The organism is Siminovitchia thermophila (genome assembly GCF_016909185.1).
Lineage (GTDB): Bacteria > Bacillota > Bacilli > Bacillales > Bacillaceae_C > Siminovitchia > Siminovitchia thermophila.
In genome coordinates this window covers 34,431-49,585 of the sequence record NZ_JAFBFH010000019.1, presented here as the reverse complement: position 1 = coordinate 49,585, position 15,155 = coordinate 34,431, and the positions used below count along the sequence as shown (strand labels likewise).

General features: G+C 43.2%; 13 protein-coding genes and 2 riboswitches. Of the genes, 6 read left to right on the top strand and 7 right to left on the bottom strand.

The features are described 5' to 3' along the window. Window positions 1-84: 84 nt before the first annotated feature. The 7 genes from JOC94_RS13560 to JOC94_RS13530 all read right to left on the bottom strand — a co-directional run bounded on the left by JOC94_RS13560 (window position 85) and on the right by JOC94_RS13530 (window position 7,166). Window positions 85-963, bottom strand: coding sequence for an ABC transporter permease (locus JOC94_RS13560; protein ID WP_205179638.1), 879 nt, complete (start codon window positions 961-963; stop codon window positions 85-87). A gap of 56 nt (window positions 964-1,019) precedes the next feature. Continuing rightward, window positions 1,020-1,982 carry an oligopeptide ABC transporter permease gene (opp4B, locus tag JOC94_RS13555; protein ID WP_077110916.1) on the bottom strand — a complete coding sequence of 321 codons (963 nt, stop codon included), beginning with the start codon at window positions 1,980-1,982 and terminating at the stop codon, window positions 1,020-1,022. After that, entirely contained in the window at window positions 1,963-2,919 is a 957-nt protein-coding gene (locus JOC94_RS13550; RefSeq protein ID WP_205179612.1) for an ABC transporter ATP-binding protein, read from the bottom strand. Before JOC94_RS13550 ends, opp4B begins: the two co-directional genes overlap by 20 nt. After that, a complete protein-coding gene (locus JOC94_RS13545; RefSeq protein ID WP_205179610.1) occupies window positions 2,900-3,925 on the bottom strand; it encodes an ABC transporter ATP-binding protein in 1,026 nt (341 codons plus the stop codon). The genes JOC94_RS13550 and JOC94_RS13545 overlap by 20 nt, the downstream gene beginning before the upstream one ends. 662 nt (window positions 3,926-4,587) lie before the next feature. Continuing rightward, a complete protein-coding gene (locus JOC94_RS13540; RefSeq protein WP_077110909.1) occupies window positions 4,588-5,400 on the bottom strand; it encodes an ABC transporter permease in 813 nt (270 codons plus the stop codon). Then, entirely contained in the window at window positions 5,381-6,157 is a 777-nt protein-coding gene (locus JOC94_RS13535) for an ABC transporter ATP-binding protein (RefSeq protein WP_077110907.1), read from the bottom strand. The genes JOC94_RS13540 and JOC94_RS13535 overlap by 20 nt, the downstream gene beginning before the upstream one ends. 31 nt (window positions 6,158-6,188) lie before the next feature. Beyond that, the gene (locus JOC94_RS13530) at window positions 6,189-7,166 is read right to left on the bottom strand and encodes an ABC transporter substrate-binding protein (RefSeq protein ID WP_340085282.1); all 978 of its coding nucleotides are present in this window, start codon (window positions 7,164-7,166) and stop codon (window positions 6,189-6,191) included. A gap of 133 nt (window positions 7,167-7,299) precedes the next feature. On the opposite strand from JOC94_RS13530, the gene JOC94_RS13525 reads away from it, so the two are divergent. From JOC94_RS13525 to sdaAA, 6 genes are all read left to right on the top strand, one after another. Further along, complete coding sequence (locus JOC94_RS13525; protein WP_077110906.1) at window positions 7,300-8,085, top strand: alpha/beta hydrolase family protein; 786 nt, start codon at window positions 7,300-7,302, stop codon at window positions 8,083-8,085. A 590-nt stretch (window positions 8,086-8,675) separates the two neighbouring features. After that, window positions 8,676-9,617 (top strand): agmatinase, encoded by a 942-nt coding sequence (speB, locus tag JOC94_RS13520; protein WP_205179609.1) that lies wholly within the window; start codon window positions 8,676-8,678, stop codon window positions 9,615-9,617. 936 nt (window positions 9,618-10,553) lie between these two features. After that, on the top strand, window positions 10,554-11,861 hold the full coding sequence (gene speD, locus JOC94_RS13515; RefSeq protein WP_205179608.1) for an adenosylmethionine decarboxylase: 1,308 nt from the start codon (window positions 10,554-10,556) through the stop codon (window positions 11,859-11,861). Between the two features lie 329 nt (window positions 11,862-12,190). Next, a riboswitch (glycine riboswitch) is annotated at window positions 12,191-12,297 on the top strand. 3 nt (window positions 12,298-12,300) lie between these two features. Then, window positions 12,301-12,379: riboswitch (glycine riboswitch) on the top strand. A 90-nt stretch (window positions 12,380-12,469) separates the two neighbouring features. Next, a complete protein-coding gene (gene glyA, locus JOC94_RS13510) occupies window positions 12,470-13,720 on the top strand; it encodes a serine hydroxymethyltransferase (protein WP_077110902.1) in 1,251 nt (416 codons plus the stop codon). Window positions 13,721-13,735: 15 nt separating this feature from the next. Next, a complete protein-coding gene (locus JOC94_RS13505) occupies window positions 13,736-14,230 on the top strand; it encodes a serine dehydratase beta chain (RefSeq protein WP_077110900.1) in 495 nt (164 codons plus the stop codon). 5 nt (window positions 14,231-14,235) lie between these two features. Next, window positions 14,236-15,132 (top strand): L-serine ammonia-lyase, iron-sulfur-dependent, subunit alpha, encoded by an 897-nt coding sequence (sdaAA, locus tag JOC94_RS13500; RefSeq protein ID WP_077110898.1) that lies wholly within the window; start codon window positions 14,236-14,238, stop codon window positions 15,130-15,132. Window positions 15,133-15,155: the final 23 nt, after the last annotated feature.

Genomic DNA, 15,155 nt, shown 5'->3' with positions numbered 1-15,155 from the left:
CCCTTTTTTCATTTCTGCCATGGTGACTTCATCCTTACCATCATTATATGATGTAAGTAGCTTAAAAAATGCCGTGTTTATTTATCACCCCCTGCGTTGTCTGGCATCCGTCGCGCGCTTTAAAGCTTCTCCAACATTGCGAACAGCCAACATTAGTAGAAAAATCATTGCCGCAGCCGGCAGCCAAACCCACCATCTGAGCTCCAATGTTTGCGGATTGCGCGCATATCCCAACAATGTCCCCAAGCTTGGAGTCGATTCAGGAAACCCAAATCCTAAAAAGGATAGCCCGGATTCCAAACCGATATTGGCAGCTAAGTTTAATGTCATGGTGACAATAATAATGGAACTTAAGTTAGGCAGTATTTGCGTAAACATAATCTTCCAATCTGGTGTACCTAATGTTTTGGAAGCTTGGGCATAGTCCAACTCTCTTTCTTGCAATGCTTTTGAACGGATTAGACGAGCTTTTCCCATCCATAAAAAGGCTGTCATAATGAAAGAAAATGACCATATGCTGTATTTGGGCACAATCGCTACAAATACAATAACAATCATTAAAAAAGGTAAGATTAAGAAGAAATCAACAATTCGCATCATGATATTGTCGATTGTTCCACCGTAATAGCCGGAAACCAATCCGTAAATAATGCCAATCATTCCTGTCATTAATGTAACTAGTAAAGCGATGGATAAAGAGTTGCGTGTTCCGATAATAAGCTGGCCAAAAATATCCCGCCCGCCATAATCGGTTCCGAGCCAATATTCGGAAGACGGAGGCTCGTTAATGGCAAATAAATCAACTTTAACAATTTCTGCTTGATTTAAAAATAAAGAAATACCATAGACAAATGCTGTAATGATCACAAGAAATAGTAGTGAAAAAAGTGCGATTTTATCGCGGACGATTTCTCGCCAAATAATTTGCAACATATCAGGAGCTTGTTCCGTCCCTGTATTCATCGTTTCAACATTTACTTGTTCCAACAGGTATCACCTCCATGCCTATCAGAATAAACTTACTTGATCCGTATTCTGGGGTCGACTAAACTTAAAATAATATCTGATAGTAACGCCCCTAAAATAGAAGCAATGCCTAATAATAAGACAACAGATGTTACCACACTATAGTCGCGTTGTAAGATAGATTCCATAAATAAGAGTCCCATTCCCGGATAACTGTAAATCGTCTCAATAAAAATGGTTCCGCCAATTAAGCCAGTAATCTCAAAGCCTAAAAATGCTGCTATCGGCAGAATAGAATTTCGCAAAATATGCTTGTTATAAACCCGGGACTCCGAAGCGCCTTTTGCTCGCGCCGTGATGACGAAGTCTTTTTGCTTCGTATCAATAATTTCACTTCGCAAATATTGGACTGTACTTACAGTAGTAATGAGCGCCATTGACAAAGCTGGCAACAGCATATGGTTAAACTTGCTCATAATATAGGCGAATGACCCGGGTTCTAACCCCGGTGTAACGCTCCCCCCTGTAGGAAACCAGCCAAGTGTATAGCCAAAAACCCACAACATGACAAGCGCGAAAATAAACAACGGTGTCGCAAACCCGATATACGTATACCCGGAGATTAATTGATCACGTAAAGTATCATGATAACGACCGCTTATAATACCAAGAGGAAGCGCTATCATATAAGTGAAAATTAACGTTACCAAAGAAAGCCAAAATGTATTAACAAGCCGCTCGCCAATCAGTTCTTCAACCGGCATTTTAAAACGGAAAGATTGCCCTAAATCTCCTTGCAAAGCTGAGGTAACCCAATCAGCATATTGCACATACCAAGGATTATTAAGCCCTAATTTTTCCCGTTGTTCTTCGATCGCAGCCGGATCAATATTCGGATCGATTAAACCTGATAAGGCATCTCCAGGCATCATTTGCGCCATAATAAAGACCAATACACTCAACAAAATGATTTGCGGCATGGTAATCAACAGTCGTCTAACAATAAATTTCCACATTGTTATCACCTTTCTCTGGCAACGCGACTAAATGTGTATTGGATATACTCCGTAAGCCGTAAGCCATCCCTTCATGATCAAAATAATCGTCATAATGTCTGTTATATTCTTTCTCTACTTTATCCCGCCATTTCTGCTGTTTTTCTCGATTGGAAGGGTCAATATCCGGAATTGCGGCAATAAGGCGTTTCGTATAGATATGTTGCGGATTATGAAAAATATCATCTCTAGAACCTTGCTCGACAAACCTTCCTTTGTACATGATGCCGATTTGATCACACATATGTTTGACAATACCTAAATCATGGCTAATAAAAAGATATGTCAAATGTAAATCCTTTTGGATATCCTTTAGGAAATTTAAAACTTGAGCTTGAACCGATACATCAAGAGCAGATACCGGCTCATCCGCTATAATTAATTTCGGCTTTAACGCGATTGCTCGGGCAATGCCAATTCGCTGGCGCTGTCCTCCTGAAAATTGATGTGGATATTTATACATATTTTCCGCCGTTAAACCAACTTGTTCCAGTAATTCTTGCACTTTTTTTCTTTCTTCTGTTTTTGATAATATTTCGAAGTTGCGCAGCGGTTCTGCAACAATATCCAGTACTCTTTTTTTGGGGTTTAATGAAGAGTAAGGATCTTGAAAAACCATCTGAATCTCTTTTCGAATCTCTTTTCTGTTTGACTTTACATTTGTTAAATCGACACTCGAAAATCGGATTTTTCCGTCAGTCACATGGTTTAAACCAATAATCGCTCGGCCTAATGTGGTTTTTCCTGAACCTGATTCCCCTACAAGCCCGTAAGTCTTGCCTTCTTCAATTGAAAAGGAAACCCCGTCTACAGCTTTGATCTCACCAATTTTACGATTTAAAATGCCTCCACGAATGGGAAAGTGGACTTTTAAGTCTTCAACCTCTAAAAGTGCCATATGCAGTTACCTCCTTGTCGATTTCATCCGGAAAATAAAAGTGCTGATAACATGTACAGCGGACAAAATGGCCAGGAGCTACTTGACGCAATTCCGGATGCGATTCATGTGCTGTTTTATCTATCCACGGAATCCGGGCGGAAAATCGACACCCTTCGCGCGGCATTTTTTGTAAAGAAGGGACAATTCCTTGAATCACATGAAGCTTATCTTTTATTTGATCAGTACTTGGTATGGAGTTTAATAGCGATCTGGTATAGGGGTGTAACGGCTCTTTAAACAAAGTGTGAACATTTGTCACTTCAACGACTTGCCCCGCATACATGACTGCTACGCGATCTGCCATCTCTGCAACCACCCCTAAATCATGGGTGATTAAAATGACCCCCGTTCCCATTTTGTTTTTTAAATCATTGATTAACCGTAATATTTGCGCTTGAATAGTGACATCTAAAGCTGTTGTGGGCTCATCGGCAATGAGTAGTTTTGGTTTATTGGCAATAGCAATGGCAATCACAACCCGTTGCCGCATGCCTCCTGACAGTTGATGGGGATATTGCTCACATGTATACTCCGGTCTGGGTATACCGACTTGTTTGAGTAAATGAACTACCTTACTTTGACGGTCTTGCTTGGATAGTTGTTTATTGTGAAGCAACAATGCTTCACCAATTTGGTCTCCAATTGTCATGAGTGGATTTAAAGCGGCTAAAGGGTCTTGAAAAATCATCGCCATATCATTACCACGCAACTTATTTAACTTCCCAATCGGTAAATTCATGATGTCTTGGCCATGAAAGTAAATATGGCCTTCTATTTTAGCGCGATTATGCAAGCGCATGATGGAGAATGCTAAAGCACTTTTTCCGGAACCCGACTCACCTACAATCGCCAGCGTCTCATTTTTATTGACCGATAAAGAGACATGATCGACCGCGGCGTAATATTGATCTTTTATTCTGAAAGAGGTTGTTAGATCTTTAATTTCTAATAAACGATCGCTCATATGAATCCCTCCCGTTTCATTGGGTAGCGCTAAGCGTTTTTTTATGATCTTCGAATGGTAACCACCGTCTAGCAGAAATCTATCAATTTTAAAAAATATAAAAATATTTATTTAACAGTATATTATACCTATTTATTTTAAAGAATCAAATAATTCAAATTTGATAAATAGTTTAAACCGGAAGTCATCACTTCTACGAAATGGTGTTCGAATACAACAACTGAAATGATTTCAAAATCCCAAGGCTCTCACGCAAAAAGGCAGCACTTTTTTTGGTTCGATGAGGTTAAAACAAGAAAAACAAAATCGCTATTTAATGATGATCAATCTTTCCTGAATAGGTGATGGAATGTTAAAAATTCTTATCGTCTTGTATTCTAGAAAATTGCCAGAAATGGCGCCTGTTGAATATATTATCCATAGACAGATGGGGCTTGTGGAAGGTGAATTACAAACAGGCGAGTGTCTTTTTCAAAAAAAATGGAAACCTTTTCAAAGACTTTCAACAAGTCTCATACAGGAGAAGACTCTATTATGGCGGATAGCTTTTGTAAAAAGATGATACCACTGACAGTACGGTGAGAAACTGACGGGGCTGTCACAGAAATCGGTATTTATGGACTTTCCGGACAGTCCCGTGTTGGGGCTTTTTAGATGCCCCCCTAACGGTGATCTTTAAGGAGCTTTTTTTCCAGCAATTCAACAAGCATATACATGATTGTGGCAAAAATGACAATGAGCAAGAGAGCGAGCATGACGAGCGTAAAATTGAATACTTGAAACCCGTAAACAATCATATACCCGAGACCTTTTGCCGAAACGAGAAACTCACCGACAATGACACCGACCCAGGAAAGACCGACATTGACTTTTAATGTTGAAATAATCGTTGGAAAGGATGCGGGCAAAACCGCCTCTTGAAAAATATGTCTCTTACCGGCGCCAAATGTCCGGAGTACTGTTAAATAGTTTTCGTCGACATCCCGAAATGCCGTATAGACAACGATTGTCGTAATAATGATGGATATGATCGCCCCCATCGCAATGATCGATGTAAATCCGGGACCAAGACCGACGATCAGGATCGGTCCCAGCGCCACCTTTGGCATCGCGTTTAAGATAACGAGGTATGGATCAAGCACCTTTGAAAGAAATGGGGACCACCATAAAATAGCGGCCAGAATGGTTCCCAGAAAAGTGCCCAAAATAAAGCCGAGTACCGTCTCGAACACTGTGACTCCCACATGTGAAAATAGAGAACCGTCGGCGATTCGTTCTATCAGCAGAGCCCACACTTTGGAGGGATAGCTGAAAATAAGCGGGTCCAGCCATTGGTTGCGACTCCCTGCCTCCCAAACAATGAAAAAGGCGGTCAGAATGAGAAATTGGTAAAAACGAATCCAGCGCTTTTCAATCACAATCTGCTGTTTGTATTGCTCATGAAGGAGGAAAGGATCAACGGACTTCTTTTTCAAGGGATTCCAACTCCTTCCATATGGTTCCGAATAATTCATGGTGAGCATCTTTCGTCCTGGATTCGAAAGGACTGGTGTTTCGGAGTTCCTCTGGGACGTGAAATATTTTATGAAGCCGTCCCGGATTCGTCGCAAAAAGCAGTATGCGATCGCTCATGGAAATGGCTTCGGCAATATCATGTGTGACAAGAACAGCTGTTTTATGGTAGCTTCTTAATATATGGAACACTAGATCTTCGAGCTTTAACTTGGTTTGGTAGTCCAGTGCGGAAAATGGTTCATCCAGAAGCAGCAGTTTAGGCTGGACTGCCATGGTTCGAGCCAATGCCGCCCTTTGGCGCATTCCTCCGGAAAGCTGGCGGGGATAGGATTTTTCCACATCACCTAGTCCGATCTGCCTTAAAAAACGAATGGCATTTTCTTTCGTTTCACGATTGAGCTTCCCGTTAAGTTTTAGTCCGATTAACGTGTTGTCCTCGATTGTTTTCCAAGGAAATAAGTAATCTTGCTGCAGCATATAACCGATGCTGCTTTTTTGCGATTCCGGTGGCTTGCCATCAATCTTTACATCTCCGGTTGTCGGTTTTAACAGTCCCGAAACAATGGAAAGCAGTGTTGTTTTTCCGCAGCCGGATGGCCCGATCAGTGAAATAAACTCACCTTCATTTACAGTAAAAGATACATCCTTCAAGGCGATTTTGACTGATGAAGGGGAAAAATAATGATGTTCTATTTGTTCTGCCACAAGGAAGCTCACGATGTTTTGACCTCCTTCTTATTCAATAAAGTTATTCAGCCATCACCTTTTCAACGATGTTTGTATTGACGAGTTTGTCGTAATCCACTCTTTCCGGGAGCTCGCCAGCTTCTTTCATAATGGCCTGCAAATTTTCCCACCCTTCCTTTGTTAGCGTCATTTTCTCAGCAAACGAACCTTGATTTTTATACCGGTCAATGACAACGGCCAATGTTTCAATGTCCGAGTCTTCAAAATAAGGCTGTACGACCTCCGCTATCTCTTCTCCACTGCTTTTTTCAACCCATTTCTGGGCTTTATAAAGAGCTCTTACAAATTTTTCTACTGTTTCCTCGTTTTCTTTCAGATAGGTTTCTTTTGCCATAAATGTCGTATAAGGAACATGACCCGATTCTTCACCGAATGAAGCGATGATGTAACCTTTTCCTTCCTTTTCAAACACCGATGCAGTCGGTTCAAAGAGTTGGACGTAATCTCCGGTGCCGGAGGCAAATGAGTTGGCAATATTTCCGAAATCGATGTTTTGGATTAGCTCCAAGTCCTGCTGAGGATCGATGCCGTGCTTTTTCAAAACAAATTCGCCAACCATTTGCGGCATGCCTCCTTTTCGCTGGCCGAGAAAAGTGGTTCCTTTTAGCATCTCCCAGTCAAAGTGGTCGACTTTTTCGCGTGATACGAGGAAAGTTCCATCGGTTTGCGTCAGCTGCGCGAAGTTAATGATAGGATCACTGGTACCTTGGGCATATACATAAATCGAAGTTTCCGAGCCGACGAGGGCAATATCGACTGCATCTGATAAGAGAGCCGTCATTGTTTTATCACCGCCCCAGGTCGTCTTTAATTCAACGTCGAGCCCTTCTTCTTTAAAGAATCCTTTTTCCAGCGCCACATATTGCGGGGTGTAGAAAACAGATCTGGTCACTTCAGCAAGCCTGACTTTTTGCACTGCATCTTTCTTGTTGGAGCATGCCGCGCCAATCAGCAATAGAAATGATGCAATGAGTATCATTCCAACCTTTAGCGATATTTTCACGAAAGAACCTCCCATCAATGTTTGTAAAACGCCGTGAAATTGGGCTAACATATCGTATGATGGATGTTTAAATATGTGAAACAAATTTTGATGGCAGGAGGAACGAGTCATGAATGAAACTTCAATCATTGAGAAATGGTTGTTCCCATCTCCCAATCCGAACGTACGCATGTATTTAATGACATATATGTCTGCGGGGCTCTGCGTGAAGGGATTGCTCGCGGAGCCGACCGAGGCGGGTATGTATGATGGCCTTTTATATTTAAGGGGCGGCATTAAAAATGTCGGGATGGTGAGGCCGGCACGCATCGGCCAATTTGCTTCGGAAGGCTTCGTTGTCTTTGCTCCGTTTTATCGGGGAAATCGCGGGGGTGAAGGAAATGAAGATTTTGCCGGGGAGGACCGGAAGGATGCTTTTTCGGCATTGGCTGTATTAAAGAGCCACCCGGCAGTCCTGGAGGATCGCATTCACATTTTCGGTTTTTCTCGCGGCGGCGTGATGGCATTGTTGACCGCCATTAAACACAAAACGGCCGCTTCTCTCGTGACATGGGGAGGAGTAGCGGATATGGCATTGACATATGTCGAGCGGAAAGATTTGCGCCGGATGATGAAGCGTGTTATTGGCGGGTCGCCTAAAACGGCACTTCAAGCATATACATACCGCACTCCTTTGTACGAGCTTGAGCATCTTCGTTGTCCCGTACTGATTGTTCATGGCGAGCGCGATGAACATGTTTCGATTGAACATGCATATCGGCTGGAAAAAAGACTATTGGAACTTGGCAAGAAAGTGGAAACGAGATATTTTAAGCATGTTACGCATTACTTTCCGCCATCCTTAAACAGGGAAGTTGTGAGCGAAATCGGGAAGTGGATGAAGGGGAGAGTGTAAAAGAGCCGGAATGTAAACATAAGGGGCTGTCTAAGAAGTCCAATTCAGAGTAAATGCACTACAGTGTAAAACCAAAGAATGTTGATTTTACAGCATTTTTTGTTTCAAGCTGCGATATTACTTTTCGGACACCCCCTCAGGAATGTTTTAGAGAAGCCCATTTTCCCTTATTGGCGGTTGGGTTCCTTTGGAAGAAGAAAGATCCTTAGGTGCTGGCATCTGCCGAAGCTCTTATCTTTAATTCAGAATCCAAAATGCTGTGCCAGAATGAAGGAAATTTTCTGTCCGAGCGTTTTCGAGAGCTTTTTCAATTAAAGCGATTGTCAATAAAGGAATCCTATCCCAATGGAGGGTGTTACACTGCTCATTTCGATCGTTTTCCAGCTAGGAAGATCGTGCTTTTTCATGTACTTGCTTTAATAGTTAAAATGATTAATGGCAAACTCCCAATAGCTCTTTCAAGAAAGCGATTATGGGGTCGATGGGCCGTTTTTTTATTTCCCAAATGAAACAAATACAGATAAGATAGAACATAATGTAAGGGCTTACTAGACTGATTTGAAATATTGATAGAAAAAGAGGGATGACATTTGAAAAAGGTTTCTAAGATGATCCAAGAAGAGGGTATTTGGGCTGGGTTAAACCGTCCAGGCATTGATATGGAAGAGGCGGATATTGTTGTCTACGGGATTCCATATGATGGAGGGGTCAGCTTCCGTTCGGGTGCAAAAGAAGGCCCGGCCGCTATTCGCAATATAACCTATACAATTCCCCCGACAACGGAAAGATGGGAAGATCTCTCGTCCTTAAAGATATTGGACTTGGGGGATATGGAAGGTGCCAGCCGTGATGAAATCTTTTTGCAAGCAGAAGTAGCCGCCTACTCTATCGCTAAATCAGGCAAACTGCTAACGATGATCGGCGGTGACCATTCTACGACGATTCCTGTCTTAAAAGGCATTGACAGAGCTTTGGAAAAGCCTTTTGGCATCATCCACATTGATGCCCACTTTGATTTGTGTCATGAAATGGGGGGAGATTTACTCTCGCATGGTTCTACCGGAAGGCGTGCTTTGGAACTGGAAAATGTGCCGGATACGGAGAGTATCTTCTTTGTGGGAGTACGTTCTGTCGAGTCAGAGGAGCTGGCGTTTATTCAGAATCATGACATGAATATGATCAAAGCGCTCGAAGTAAGAAGAAATGGTGTGGAAAAAACATTGGAAACTATTCAATCCAAAATGGCCCGATTTGAACAAATTTATATTACAGTGGATATCGATTCGCTTGATCCAGCTTATGCCCCGGGAACCGGAACACCGCAGTTTGGCGGTTTGGATAGCCGAGAGCTGCTTGATTTGTTATACGGCTTGTTTGAGCTTCCTGTCATTGGTTTTGATGTCGTGGAAGTGTCACCTAAATTGGATGATTCCGCACTCTCGGTTTTTGCGGCGAGAAAAATATTGACGGAATGCTGGGGACATCATCAGCGGAAGAACAAGAACATAAGAGGGAAATATGTAGCGGAATAAACGTAATTCGCTTGATCCCGCATTAACCGGCAGTAAGGCCCTTTGCAGAAAGGACCCGAAAAAAGTAAACAATGGGTTCAAACAACCAGTATCCGCCCGATTGGCTTAACGAACAATCAGCTGAATAAAAGCTTTCGTTCCTTGAAATTTCGCTTGACCCGGCATTAACATCCTGTCATGCCCCCCTGAAGAAAGGATGATGTCCGGAGAAAAGCTAGTTGGTCCAACACCCAGTGCCGGATTGGCTTAACGAACAAAAAGCGGAATAACAACCTTCGCCGCATGAAGTTTCGCTCTATCCCGAATAGAGCGTGAGGAATTTACACAGTAAAATGGACTGAACTCGATCTTGGCCTTTGTCTTGCTGTGTTCAGTGGGGAACGGGGGTGGAGGAAAGAACGCGACATCGTATGGCAACCTTGCTTGGCTTACATCTTGTAGGTCTGCGTCCATTGCTGGAAGTTTTTCTTTATGATGAGTGCGTGGATTGAAAATCGGATTCCTGAAATGACTCTTTCAAACTCTTTTTCTCGCACTCTATATGAGTTCATGGATTGAAATATGTATTTCATCCTTTAAAGTGCCATCATCATCCGCGTCGCACTCTATATGAGTGCGTGGATTGAAATAACGCTATATATGGAGTTTTATCTCATTGTATCGTGTCGCACTCTATATGGCTTCGCAATGATTTTTTCCAACTTCCTCACATTATTCCTTCATGACCGCGGAAGCATAGTGGATTAATGTTTTACGGATTGGGAATTATCCATGAATCCTACTCATAGACGAAAACGTGCCGTTCGCTCAATCGAGAAAGGCAGAGTTTTCATTTTTTAGCATTTGCACATTGATAAGTTCATACGTTAGTTATGGATGTGTTTGCGGGAATATGGGTGATTCGGGCGAAGCGAAAAAATATCAGGACTGGAAGGAATGGACGACATGGAAGCAACGGGCGTAATAGGACAACATTTTATCGTGGATGCATATGATTGTAATGCTAGTGTCATTGATTGCGCTGATGAGGTAAAAAGTTTGATTTTAGAGTCCTTGAGAGAACTGCGATTGGAAATTCTGATGGCTTATTTCCATACGTTTTCACCCCAAGGAGTAACGGGTACGATCGTTATCTCTTCGTCCCATTTCTCTATTCACACTTGGCCTGAATACAGGTATACAGCTTTGGACTTATATACATGTTCCCATCAGGATGTCTGGAATGTGTTACAAAGATTTCTACGCAAAATAGGCGCAAGGCGCGTCTTTATGCATGAAATTCCAAGAGGGCATAAAAGCCGAATTTTTTCCGGAAATGAAAGTATTCGTGAGCCGGGAAAACCACTTCATGTAACAAATAAAGAGCGGGGAAATGAGTCGGACATGAAGGTTCTTAAAGAACTTATAAATGGAAAGCACAATATTTTGTATAGAGGATTCAGTGGTTTTCAGGATATTTTGCTTGTCGAGGGAAAAGACCTTCGATTGTATCTAAATGATGAGTTGCAGTTTTCATCCCTTGATGAAAGATATTACCATGAAGCACTGGTATTTCCGGCAATGGAACTGGCAAAAGCAAGAAAAAGAATACTGATTTTAGGCGGAGGGGACGGGCTGGCGCTTCGTGAAATATTAAAATATACTGATGTAGCACATGTAGATCTTGTGGATATTGACCCCGTCATGATTCGTTTGGCAAAAGACGAGCCCGCACTTGCTGCTATAAATGCCGGCTCGTTATGGGATAGCAGGGTAAAGGTGCATATAATGGACGCGATGGAATACTTAAAGAAAACAATGGAGGGTTATGATGTCATCATCGTTGATTTTCCTGATCCCGCCGATCCTACAACCAGCTTATTATATACCAAAGAATTATTTATCGGGGCCGGCAGGCATTTGAATGCGGGAGGAGTCGTTTCATGCCAATCCAATTCCCCGAGGGATACTCCGAGGGTGTATTGGAGCATAGCAAAAACATTGAATACTGCTGGTTTCAAAACGAAAGCCTATTATACAGTGGTGCCGTCGTTTGGTGTCTGGGGATTCCATTTGGCCAGCCGTGAAAATATCATGAAAATAATCCCTGACATTTCAGTTCCCCATCGAGCAATCGACTCAAATCTAGAAAAATTATTTCATTTGCCCCCAAGTCTTCAGCCTCCGAAAACGGGCTTAATCAGTAACTGTATAAAAGCCCTCAAACTTCATGTAATATACCAAAAAGAAATAAATCAATTTTGAGTATCTTACAATTTCTCAAGACAAGGGGATTTTTCATATCGAGTAATGATTCCTGTAATCGTCAAGAACCATCTAAAGCAGAGGGCCGAGGATTCCCGGGAGTACCCAGGCGGCGCGGCAGAGAGATCCTAGCGATTGGAAAAACGCAATTTGCCAAGGCTTCCCTTTTAGATGTTGTGAAAAATCTTGAGAATAGCACTTTCAGCGTTTTTCTACAGCGGCTAGGGATAAATGCCATGCTTTCATGAAGAGTAAGGTACAGAAAAAGATTTTTTTATTGACAATCCCTTGAAGTTCAGATATATTATGAAATAATCAAATAATTGCGAATGACAATCACGGGAGAGACTAAACCGTTGGGTTTGGCACCGAAGGAGCAAGTCCCAAAAAATTCCTTGGGATATAATCTCTCAGGTAAAAGTACCGTGCTTGGACGCGTCTCTGGAGAGCGCCTGTAAAGGCCACCAAAGGGGAATACTTCGTTATGAAGTTTTAAACTCTCAGGTAACAGGACAGAGGAAGGGTAGATTAAAATGCTATCTTTCCCCTGTCTTTTTTGTGTGCGAAAAAATACAAGGAGGGGAAGATAGGGAAAAGGAGGAACCAAAATGAGCTTGTTAAACGGGGATGTGGAAATTTATCGGGCTATTCAGGCAGAAAGAAAGCGCCAAGATGGATCATTGGAATTGATTGCTTCTGAAAATTTTGTCAGTGAAGATGTGATGGAGGCAATGGGTTCTGTTTTAACGAACAAGTATGCGGAAGGGTATCCGGACAAACGGTATTACGGAGGATGTGAACACGTAGACGTTGTTGAAAAATTGGCGATTGCCAGGTTAACGGCTTTATTTGATGCCCAATTTGCCAATGTTCAGCCCCACTCCGGTGCTCAAGCGAATACGGCTGTTTTCTTCTCGATGTTGGAGCCGGGCGATAAGATCATGGGGATGAATTTATCACACGGTGGGCATTTGACTCATGGAAGCCCCGTCAATCTGTCAGGAAAATGGTTCGATGTCGTCGCTTATGGTGTAAGTGAGGATTCCCACTTGATTGATTATGACGAGGTGGAAGCCATCGCTTTAAAAGAGCGTCCTAAAATGATCATTGCCGGTGCAAGTGCATATCCGAGAATCATAGATTTTTTCAAGTTTAAAGAGATTGCGGACAAAACGGGAGCGATTTTAATGGTGGATATGGCCCATATTGCCGGCCTTGTAGCCAGTGGCCTTCATCCTTCTCCCGTCCCGTATGCGGATGTCGTTACGAGTACAACACATAAAACATTGAGAGGCCCGCGCGGGGGAATTGTTGTGACGAATGATGAAGATGTGATGAAAAAAATAAACAAAGCAGTGTTTCCAGGCATTCAAGGCGGACCGCTCATGCATGTGATTGCTGCTAAGGCGGTGTCATTCAAGGAAGCGCTTCAACCGGACTTTAAAGCGTACACTCAACAAATTGTGTCAAATGCCTCAAAACTTGCTAAAACCTTATTAGAGACGGGGGCCCGGCTCGTTTCAGGCGGAACGGATAACCATCTTGTCTTGTTGGATGTGCGTGCTTGGGGACTGACTGGAAAAGAAGCGGAGCATTTGCTGGAAGAAGCAGGCATCACCGTCAATAAAAATACAATTCCATATGATCCGGAAAGTCCATTCGTGACGAGCGGGATTCGGATTGGAACCGCTGCTGTCACAACCCGCGGAATGAAAGAAAAAGATATGGAGCTCATTGGCCGCGCTATAGCGGATATTTTAAAGAGCAAGGGAGATCCGGCTGTTACGAAGCGCGTGCAAGAAACGATACAGCAACTTTGTCGCGAATATCCCCTTTATCAAGAGCTATTGGTTAGATAAAGTGGGGTGGCGAAAGTGATTTATAACAGTTGTTTTGATATTATCGGTCCAATTATGGTGGGGCCTTCCAGCTCTCATACGGCTGGTGTCGTGTCCATCGGAAAGTTTGCTTATGATCTTCTCGGGGGTGTTCCCGACTATGCCCATATCACTTTCTATGATTCGTTCGCGGAAACATATCGGGGGCATGGGACAGATAAGGCCATTTTAGGCGGCCTGCTTGGCATGGATACGGATGACCCGGGTATTCGCTATGCCTTCGATCTTGCGCAAGATGAAAAAATGAACGTTACGTTTCAAATGGAGAACCAATGTTCTTACTTTGACCACCCTAATACGCTAATGGTTGAAGTCAGAAGGAAAGGCAAGCGGCTGGAAATTGGAGGTGCATCCCTGGGAGGGGGGCTTTCAAAAATTTTTTACATGAATGAGCATCGGCTGGATCTGTTGTTGAATACCGAGATTGATATGGAGTGGATCAAAGAAACATATCTATCAGAAAGCAGGTGAAAAGAATGGAATTCTCTTCGATGGAAGAGCTGCTCCAACAGTGTCATGAAAAAAATTGGGGAATTGGCGAGCTTATGCTGGAATGGGAAGCAAGCAAGACCGGCCGAAGCCAGAAAGACATTTTCGAGAAAATGAAAGAGCGGCTTTTGAGGATGAAAGACGCGATTGAAACAGGCATTGAAGACAAGTCAACGGCTCCAAGCGGTATTTCGGGCGGTGACGCTTACTTGCTGCAACAATATAAAGAGAAAGGCAATTACCTGACAGGAAGCATAACGGTCGATGCCATGAAGTATGCGTTCGCGACTTCCGAAACAAATGCAAGGATGGGAGTCATTGTGGCCACGCCCACCGCCGGTTCTGCCGGAATCCTTCCGGGATGTATTTTTGCCCTCAGGGACAATACCGACATTCCATTTGATGAACTGGTGATGGGCCTGTTTACTGCCAGTGCCATCGGATATGTGATCGCCAACCGGGCTTTCATTTCAGGAGCGGCAGGCGGATGCCAAGCCGAGGTGGGATCGGCAACAGCCATGGCAGCGGCCGCCATCGTTGAAATGAATGGAGGTTCGCCTAAACAGTCGGTGCAGGCAGCGGCCATGGGGCTTAAATCACTGCTTGGACTCGTGTGTGATCCGGTTGCCGGGCTTGTCGAAGTGCCTTGTATTAAAAGGAATGTCATCGGCACTTCAATTGCTTTTACAGCGGCAGAAATGGCTCTTGCCGGCATTCAGAGCAGAATTCCGTGTGATGAGGTCATTGGAGCGATGTATGATATCGGGAAAAGCATGCCGCGCACTTTAAAGGAAACAGCGCTCGGCGGATTGGCCGCTACCCCGACGGGAGAAGAGTTAAAGCAAAAAATAATGGGGAAACCGTGTTTAAGAAATGTGAATTAATATCAGTGAAGAGGGATGAAGTC